This is a genomic window from Paenarthrobacter sp. NPDC089322, from assembly GCF_040684895.1.
Lineage (GTDB): Bacteria > Actinomycetota > Actinomycetes > Actinomycetales > Micrococcaceae > Arthrobacter.
Genome location: NZ_JBFBGW010000006.1, coordinates 202636 through 209930, shown reverse-complemented (window position 1 = coordinate 209930; position 7295 = coordinate 202636). Strand labels below are relative to the sequence as shown.

The window sequence follows — 7295 nt, the reverse complement described above, 5'->3', positions numbered from 1 at the left end:
CCCCCACCGGAAATCACGGCAAAAGCAGCTGCAAATCTGAAACCAGCTGAAAACCAGACCACCACACACGGGGGTGCGCAACGGCCCGGCAAAAAATTTCAACCAATCAAAAAACAATCGGTATCAACAAACTTGGCACACTATTGAGTTCTCAAACAACAGACCCCCCAAAACATCACCCACAGCACACCACACAAAGCAGCACACCCAAAAGGGCCATTGGAAAAGAAGAGTTATTATTGGCCGCCCACCCGAAACATACACACCTTCCGGCTTTCCGTTCCGCTCCCGGCGACTCAGAAAACAATACACCCCCCACCACCCCAACGCAAATCCACCCCCACAGCACCCCAAAAACCCCGTAAACCCGCGGCAAAGCCCGCATGAACCAGGCCCATCACCCGGTAGGCCGGCAGTACGATCCATGTGAACCCCCTCACCCCATTCCGGCACACCCCGGGACGACCGTGAGAGAGCGATCGGGAAAACCCGGACTTCCGTGAGAGAGCGATCGGGAAACCCAGGCCTTCCGTGAGAGAGCGATCCATAGGCCGGAAATGCGGTTCAAACACCGAAGGGGCCGGCAACCGTACGGTTACCGGCCCCTTCGAGCTTGGCGGACAAAATCTGTTTACGCGGAAACCTCGATGGTGGCGAGGTTCTTCTTCCCACGGCGAAGCAGCAAGTAACGGCCATGCAGCAACTCATCCCGGGCGATGACGGCGTCGGGGTCGGACACTTTCGTGTTGTTTACGTACGCACCGCCTTCACCTACGGTCCGGCGAGCGGCGGACTTGCTGTCGGACAGACCGGAAGCGACCAAGAGGTCAATAATCCCCAGGCCTTCCGCGCCTATCCGGGCCGAGGGAAGCTCTGCGGTCGCCGCGGCGAGGGTCCGCTCATCGAGGACCGTAAGGTCGCCGTTGCCGAACAGTGCAGCCGACGCGGCAATCACCTTTTCCGTTGCCTCCACACCGTGTACCAACGCTGTCACCTCGAACGCCAGCTTCTTTTGGCCCTCGCGGGCAAACGGACGTTCCGCCACGGCCTGGGCGAGTTCCTCGATTTCTGCACGTGAGAGGAACGTAAAGACCTTGAGGCGGTCAACTACGTCAGCGTCGGCCGTGTTCAGCCAGAACTGGTAGAACGTGTAGGGACTGCACATCTCGGCATCGAGCCAGATGGCATTGCCTTCGCTCTTTCCGAACTTTGTTCCGTCAGAATTGGTGATCAAAGGCGTGCCCATCGCGTGGACGCTCTTGCCTTCAACCTTCCGGATCAATTCGGTGCCGCTGGTGAGGTTGCCCCACTGATCCGAACCGCCCGTCTGCAGCACGCAGCCGTAGTCGCGGAAGAGCTGGAGGTAGTCCATGCCCTGCAGGATCTGGTAGCTGAATTCGGTGTAGCTGATGCCTTCGTCCGAATTCAGTCGCGACGCCACGGCATCCTTGCGGAGCATGGTGCCCACCCGGAAGTGCTTGCCGATTTCACGCAGGAAGTCGATGGCGGTCAGCGGTGCTGTCCAGTCCAGGTTGTTGACCATGCGGGCGGCGTTGTCGCCCTCGAAGCTGAGGAAGCGGCGCACCTGGCCCTGAAGCTTGCCGACCCACTCCGCAACGGTGTCCTTGGTGTTCAAGGTGCGTTCCGCCGTCGGGCGCGGGTCGCCGATCAGGCCGGTTGAACCGCCCACCAGGCCGAGGGGCATGTGACCTGCCAGCTGGAGGCGACGCATCACCAACAACTGCACCAGATTGCCCAGGTGCAAGGAGGGCGCCGTCGGGTCGAAGCCACAGTAATAGGTAATCGGGTCCCCGGCGAGCAGCTTTTCCAGTTCAGTTTCCTCGGTGGAAACGTGAACCAGGCCGCGCCATTTGAGCTCCTGCCAGATGTTGGCAAAGGCTGGATCGTTCTGTTGGGACTCGAGGCTGTTTACGTGTGACACGACTTCTAAGTTAGCAGGATTGCAGGCGCTGTTTTTCCTAGCGCTCGATGCCGGCGGGCAGCGGTGCAGCGGTAATGAGCCTCAAGCGTTGAGTGGGTCGCGTCATGGCAACGTAGAGGTCGCCCACCTTGCCGTGATCGTGGTTGAGCATGGCTGCTGGTTCGAGAACCACTACGCCATCGAATTCCAGGCCCTTGGCTTCCTTGGGGCTGATCACCACGATGTCCTGTTCGTAACTGCCGGCCCCCGTTCCGATGCGGCGCCCATAGATCTCCCGCAGGGCCGCTGCCGCTTGTGGCAGCAGCGGGCCGTCGGCAATCACCGCCAGCAGGCCGCCGTCGATCGCTTCAACCTCCTCCGGCAGGACTTCAACCAGACGCGACACGATGCCGTCCGCGTCAACGCGGTCCACGATGGGAGACCATTTGCCCTCGCGCACGGCCTTCGGAGCGGAGACCACCAGGCCGGCCCGGTTGGCCATGCGGACTGCTGCCTCGGCGATCTGGGACGGCGTGCGGTAGTTGACAGTCAGTTCCTCGAGTTGCCAGCGGTCACCGAACGACGGCGCCAGAGCACTTTGCCAGGAATTGGCACCGGCGGCGGCACTCGTCTGGGCGATGTCCCCCACGATGGTGAACGACTTCAAGGGGCAGCGCCGCACCAGAAGACGCCACTGCATGGGCGAAAGCTCCTGTGCTTCGTCAACAACGATGTGCCCGAAAGCCCACGAGCGGTCGCTCGTGGCGCGCTCGGCAGCAGTCAGTCGGCTTTCGCGTTCCTGGTTCTGGTCGGCCAGTTCCTCTGCGGTCATGAGCACGTCAACGCCCATGGCAGCCATGTTGGCCAGGGTCTGCTTGGCGTTCGCGAGGTCGCGGGCCCGGTCCGCTTCCTGCTGCGCGAGTCCCCTGCCGGCGGCAGGATCCAGTTCACCCAGCAGCTCCGCAGCTTCATCGAGAAGGGGGACGTCGGCCTCGGTCCAAGGGGCGTCAGCGGGGCGCAGGAGCAACGCGCGCTGCTCCGCGGTCAGGTGCGGAGTGCAGGCTTCCAGGATCGCGGGCTTGCTGAACAGCTCTGAGATGAGCTTCTCCGGCGTCATGGGCATCCAGCAAAGATTCAGCACGATTCGGACATCGCGGGCGGTCCGTACATCCTCGGCCAGATAGGCGCGATCGGCGTTGTTGCCGATATTCGCCTCCTCCACCAGGTCCGTCAGCTGCTCCGTCAGCTCACGCAGGAGGATCTTGATGAACGTCAGGCGTGCCTCGTTGTGCGGCTTGCCGGTGGCGCGCGCCTTGTCGCGGGCGCGGCGGACCTGGCGTTCCGTCAGGGTCAGCTTGCGCGAATCGACTTCGAGGACACGGTCCTTGCCGGGGGTCCGTTGCCGGTTGGCGACAGCGTTGGCCACCACGGCGGCCATGTCCAGCTTGCCCTTCAAAGCTGCTATGTCCGGATTCTCCTCGGGGATCGCATGAATACCCGGCATCAGGCGGCCAAGACTTGCCATAACCACCCCCGTCTCACCGAGCGAAGGCAGTACGCGCTCAATGTAGTGCATGAACGAGGACGACGGTCCCACCAGAAGTACCCCGGCGCTCTTGAGGCGGTCGCGGTGGGTGTAGAGGAGATAAGCCGCCCTGTGCAGCGCGACTGCGGTCTTGCCGGTACCCGGACCGCCCTGGACGACGAGCGCGCCGGAGATGGACGAGCGGATGATCCGGTCCTGCTCGGACTGAATGGTTCCTACGATGTCGGACATGCGTCCGGTGCGCTTGGAGTTCAGTGCGGCGAGCAGCGCACCCTCACCCTGAAGGGACTCGTTGTCGGCCAGCATCCCTGCGTCCAGGACGTCGTCCTCGATGGCCTTTACGTCCCGTCCCTGCAGGATCAAATGACGACGGCGACGCACGCCTTGGCGGTCGAAAGCCGTGGCTTGGTAGAAGTGACCTGCTTCGGGGGCACGCCAGTCCACCATGAGCCGCTGAAGGTCTGCGGTGGACAGACCGATGCGGCCTATGTACTGCGCTTCACCCGAGTCCAGATCGAGACGGCCAAACACGAGCCGGTCATCGACGGCGTCGAGCTGGGCCAGGCGGTCTTCGTACAAGGCCGCGAACGCGTCGCGTTCGGAAACGTTCTGCATGGTTCCCACTGCACCGGCCTTGCGCACTTGCGCCAGCTGGGCGCGCTTTTCGGCGCGCAGCTCATCGAGCCGGGCATACAGCCCGGCAACGTATTCCTGCTCGTGGACCAAATCAGCGTCGTGCATTCGAACCGTAACCCCTATCGGAAAAGACAGACCGTCCATTCTACAGCGATTTTGGTAAACGTGCGGGGCGGAGCCCGGATGCCGCGCACCGCTACCTAATGTTCATGCTCCGCTTACCCCGAAACCATTCGCCCAGGCCTTCCGGGGTGCTTTGATTCTGCAATGCAGCACGACCTGTCCTTGGCCGGGTACGGAATCACTTTGGTCCCGCTTTATCCCTGGCATGCAAATCCACTCTTCGGGTTCATCGACTCCGACATGTGGGCCGGCATGGCCGCAAGCCAGCCCCGGAACGTCGATGAACTGGCCGGGTTGTTTGCCTCGCGCATCGCGGACCCGTGCACGATCGCATTTGCCCTGCAGTCGCAGAGGACCGGTCTTATGGTGGGCACCACCTCATTGGTTGACGTCAACCCCGACGGGCAACGGGCCGACATCGGGGGAACCTTTATCGGGCGCCCATGGTGGGGAACGCCGACGAATCGGGCAAGCAAGTTTTTGCTGCTTGAGCATGCGTTCGGAGTGCTGGAGGTCCATCGCGTCGGGTTCCGCTGCGATGCCCGGAACACCCGCAGCGCCACTGCCATTTCACGTCTCGGGGCTACGTACGAAGGGACGCTTCGCAGCCATCGCCCTGCCCCGGACGGAAGTCGCTCGGACACGGCCGTGTTCTCGGTCCTGCGGGCTGAATGGCCCGGAATCCGTGACGGGCTTATGGAACGGCTGGCCTCGGACGTGTCGCCAGGCGCCGATGCCCTAGCGGCCGATGCCCTACCGCACGATCGGGCTGCATAAGCGGACTTGATGAGGCGTGCGCTACAAAGGTGCCGAGTTACGGTTACGCGGTCTTGCCGCCTTGTAACGCGAGACCGTGGGGTCGTCCTCGATCCAAAAACGCCAAGGAAAACCGGTGCTCCCACCGGGGCCGGCAACACCCACGCGCGGCCCGCTGGCTACGGCGGCAGCCGGCGTTTCCGGCAACCACAAGTTGAAAGGTTCCGCGAGCGCATCACGGCCGGTGTCCGCCGTCGTAAGCCCCAGGGCGGAGGCGAGCCGGGCAGGTCCGCTCGCAAGGTCCTTGTGCGCTTTGGACGCCGGTCTGCGGACCTTGGCGAGCTCCTCGCCTGCCACCACCTCCCCTGCACGCAATAACAACGCAGAGGCAAAGCCGTCGGGTCCGCAAACGATGTTGGCGCAGTAATGCATTCCGTAGGTGAAGTAGACGTAGAGGAATCCAGGCGGTCCGAACATGGGGGAATTCCGCGCTGTGCGTCCGCCGTAGGTGTGTGAGCCTGGGTCGGGGTGATCGGAATCGCGGGGTCCCAGGTACGCCTCGACCTCCGTGAGGCGGACTGCCACAGTGCCCACGTCGGAGTGGTGGGTCAGCACCGCACCCAGGAAGAGCGGCGCAATGACGCGCGGGTCTCCGGCCAGGAACTCTCGCACGGCTTGGGGGTGGCTGCTTGGATAGGCGGTCATGCCCAGACCTTAGCAACATCCACCGACGGCCATGTCTGATTTCCGCTAGCAGCGGGTTGGTTCGACTGGCACGATGAAGGCATGGACTTCTGGCAGCGCTACCGGGCAATCGACGCCCGGGATCCCAGGTTCGACGGCCAATTCTTCACAGCTGTCCGCACCACCGGCATTTATTGCCGGCCATCGTGCCCGGCACGGACGCCCAAGGCTAAGAACGTCACGTTCTATGAGACGTCCGCCGCGGCGCACGAGGCAGGCTATCCTGCATGTAAACGTTGCCTCCCGGAAGCGGTCCCGGGGACGCCTGCTTGGAACCTCCGGTCCGACGTCGCCGGACGCGCAATGCGCCTTATCAACGACGGTGTCATCAGCCGCGAAGGCGTGGAGGGGCTTGCACGCCGCCTTGGCTATTCGGCAAGGCAACTCAACCGGATCCTCAGCCACGAACTCGGCGCCGGTCCACTGTCCTTGGCGCGTGCCAGCCGAGCCCAAACAGCCCGGACCTTGCTGGTCTCAACGGACATGTTGCTCGCGGACGTCGCTTTCGCTTCCGGGTTCAACAGCGTCCGGCAGTTTAACGACACCATCGGGGAAGTCTTCGCCATGACCCCGACGGCGGTGCGCGCCACGGCGGCGAAGCCAAGCTCCCGGCGGGGTTCTCAAGCGCGAAACATGGATCCGGTTCCATCGGAACTAACGCTGAACCTGCCGTACCGGGAGCCCTTTGATCCCGGCATCTTCGATTTTCTCGCCATTCGTGCCGTGCCGGGCATCGAAGTCGCTGATTCTGACGCTTTGGGGGTAAAGACATACTCCCGCACGATTCAGCTGCCCCACGGAGACGGCTCCTTCACCGTGAGCCATGACCCCCGCATGAGCGGACAGTCCTTGCAACTCACGGCCACGTCCGTTGATCTCCACGACCTTCCCGCGCTCTTGAGCCGTGTCAGGAGACTCTTCGATCTGGATGCCGACCCCCAGGCGATCGACGAAGCCCTGGCCACAGACTCCCGGCTGAGCGGCAGCGTTGCGGAAACCCCCGGAATCCGCTTGCCCGGAGCCGTCGATCCCCAAGAACTGTTGGTGCGAGCCATGGTCGGCCAACAGATCACTGTGTCGGCCGCCCGTACTGCGCTGACGCAGTTGTCCGTTGCCGGCTCGCCGGCGAGCGTCCCATCGTTCGGACTGGACCGCCTGTTTCCAACAGCGGCTCACATCGCTGAACACGGCAGAAACCTGCTGAGGGGACCGCAGCGACGCATCGATTCCCTGCTGGCCGCGGCCGAAGCCATGGCAAATGGAGAACTCGACTTCGGCTACGGCGACGACCTAGCCGGACTCGAGCGGAAGCTCCTGCCGCTTTCCGGAGTGGGGCCATGGACGGTTGGTTACGTGGCCATGCGGGTACTCGGGGCGTCTGACGTCTTTCTTGGCAACGACGCCGCGGTGAGGAACGGGCTCAAAGCCATGCCGAGGGGTCCGGGCCTCAGTTCTGACTTCCGGGAAGTCAGTCCGTGGAGGTCCTACGGCACGATGCACCTGTGGCGGGCCGCTGCCGGGGCACCAAGGGTGAGAGAGGGTGCCCTCAAAACCGGCCAAAGGTGAGAG

The 7295-nt window shown here is 63.2% G+C and carries 5 protein-coding genes; 2 read left to right on the top strand and 3 right to left on the bottom strand.

Going from position 1 to position 7295, the window contains the following annotated elements:
* Positions 1 to 631 precede the first annotated feature (631 nt).
* Both tyrS and AB0N65_RS09300 read right to left on the bottom strand, forming a co-directional pair.
* A complete protein-coding gene (gene tyrS / locus AB0N65_RS09305; RefSeq protein WP_364160376.1) occupies positions 632 to 1942 on the bottom strand; it encodes a tyrosine--tRNA ligase in 1311 nt (436 codons plus the stop codon).
* Between the two features lie 37 nt (positions 1943 to 1979).
* Positions 1980 to 4208 (bottom strand): AAA family ATPase, encoded by a 2229-nt coding sequence (locus AB0N65_RS09300; protein WP_364160374.1) that lies wholly within the window; start codon positions 4206 to 4208, stop codon positions 1980 to 1982.
* Positions 4209 to 4370: 162 nt separating this feature from the next.
* On the opposite strand from AB0N65_RS09300, the gene AB0N65_RS09295 reads away from it, so the two are divergent.
* Positions 4371 to 5003 (top strand): GNAT family protein, encoded by a 633-nt coding sequence (locus AB0N65_RS09295; protein ID WP_364160372.1) that lies wholly within the window; start codon positions 4371 to 4373, stop codon positions 5001 to 5003.
* A 21-nt stretch (positions 5004 to 5024) separates the two neighbouring features.
* Here AB0N65_RS09295 and AB0N65_RS09290 read toward each other — a convergent pair whose 3' ends face one another.
* Positions 5025 to 5687, bottom strand: coding sequence for a DNA-3-methyladenine glycosylase (locus tag AB0N65_RS09290; RefSeq protein WP_364160370.1), 663 nt, complete (start codon positions 5685 to 5687; stop codon positions 5025 to 5027).
* A gap of 81 nt (positions 5688 to 5768) precedes the next feature.
* Here AB0N65_RS09290 and AB0N65_RS09285 point away from each other — a divergent pair, with 81 nt between their 5' ends.
* Complete coding sequence (locus tag AB0N65_RS09285; RefSeq protein ID WP_364160369.1) at positions 5769 to 7292, top strand: AlkA N-terminal domain-containing protein; 1524 nt, start codon at positions 5769 to 5771, stop codon at positions 7290 to 7292.
* Positions 7293 to 7295: the final 3 nt, after the last annotated feature.

Bases quoted from the DNA above. Each gene is read 5' to 3' on its own strand.
- AB0N65_RS09300 (WP_364160374.1), bottom strand. From the start codon at position 4,208: ATGCACGACGCTGATTTGGTCCACGAGCAGGAATACGTTGCCGGGCTG.
- AB0N65_RS09290 (WP_364160370.1), bottom strand. From the start codon at position 5,687: ATGACCGCCTATCCAAGCAGCCACCCCCAAGCCGTGCGAGAGTTCCTG.
- AB0N65_RS09295 (WP_364160372.1), top strand. From the start codon at position 4,371: ATGCAGCACGACCTGTCCTTGGCCGGGTACGGAATCACTTTGGTCCCG.
- AB0N65_RS09285 (WP_364160369.1), top strand. From the start codon at position 5,769: ATGGACTTCTGGCAGCGCTACCGGGCAATCGACGCCCGGGATCCCAGG.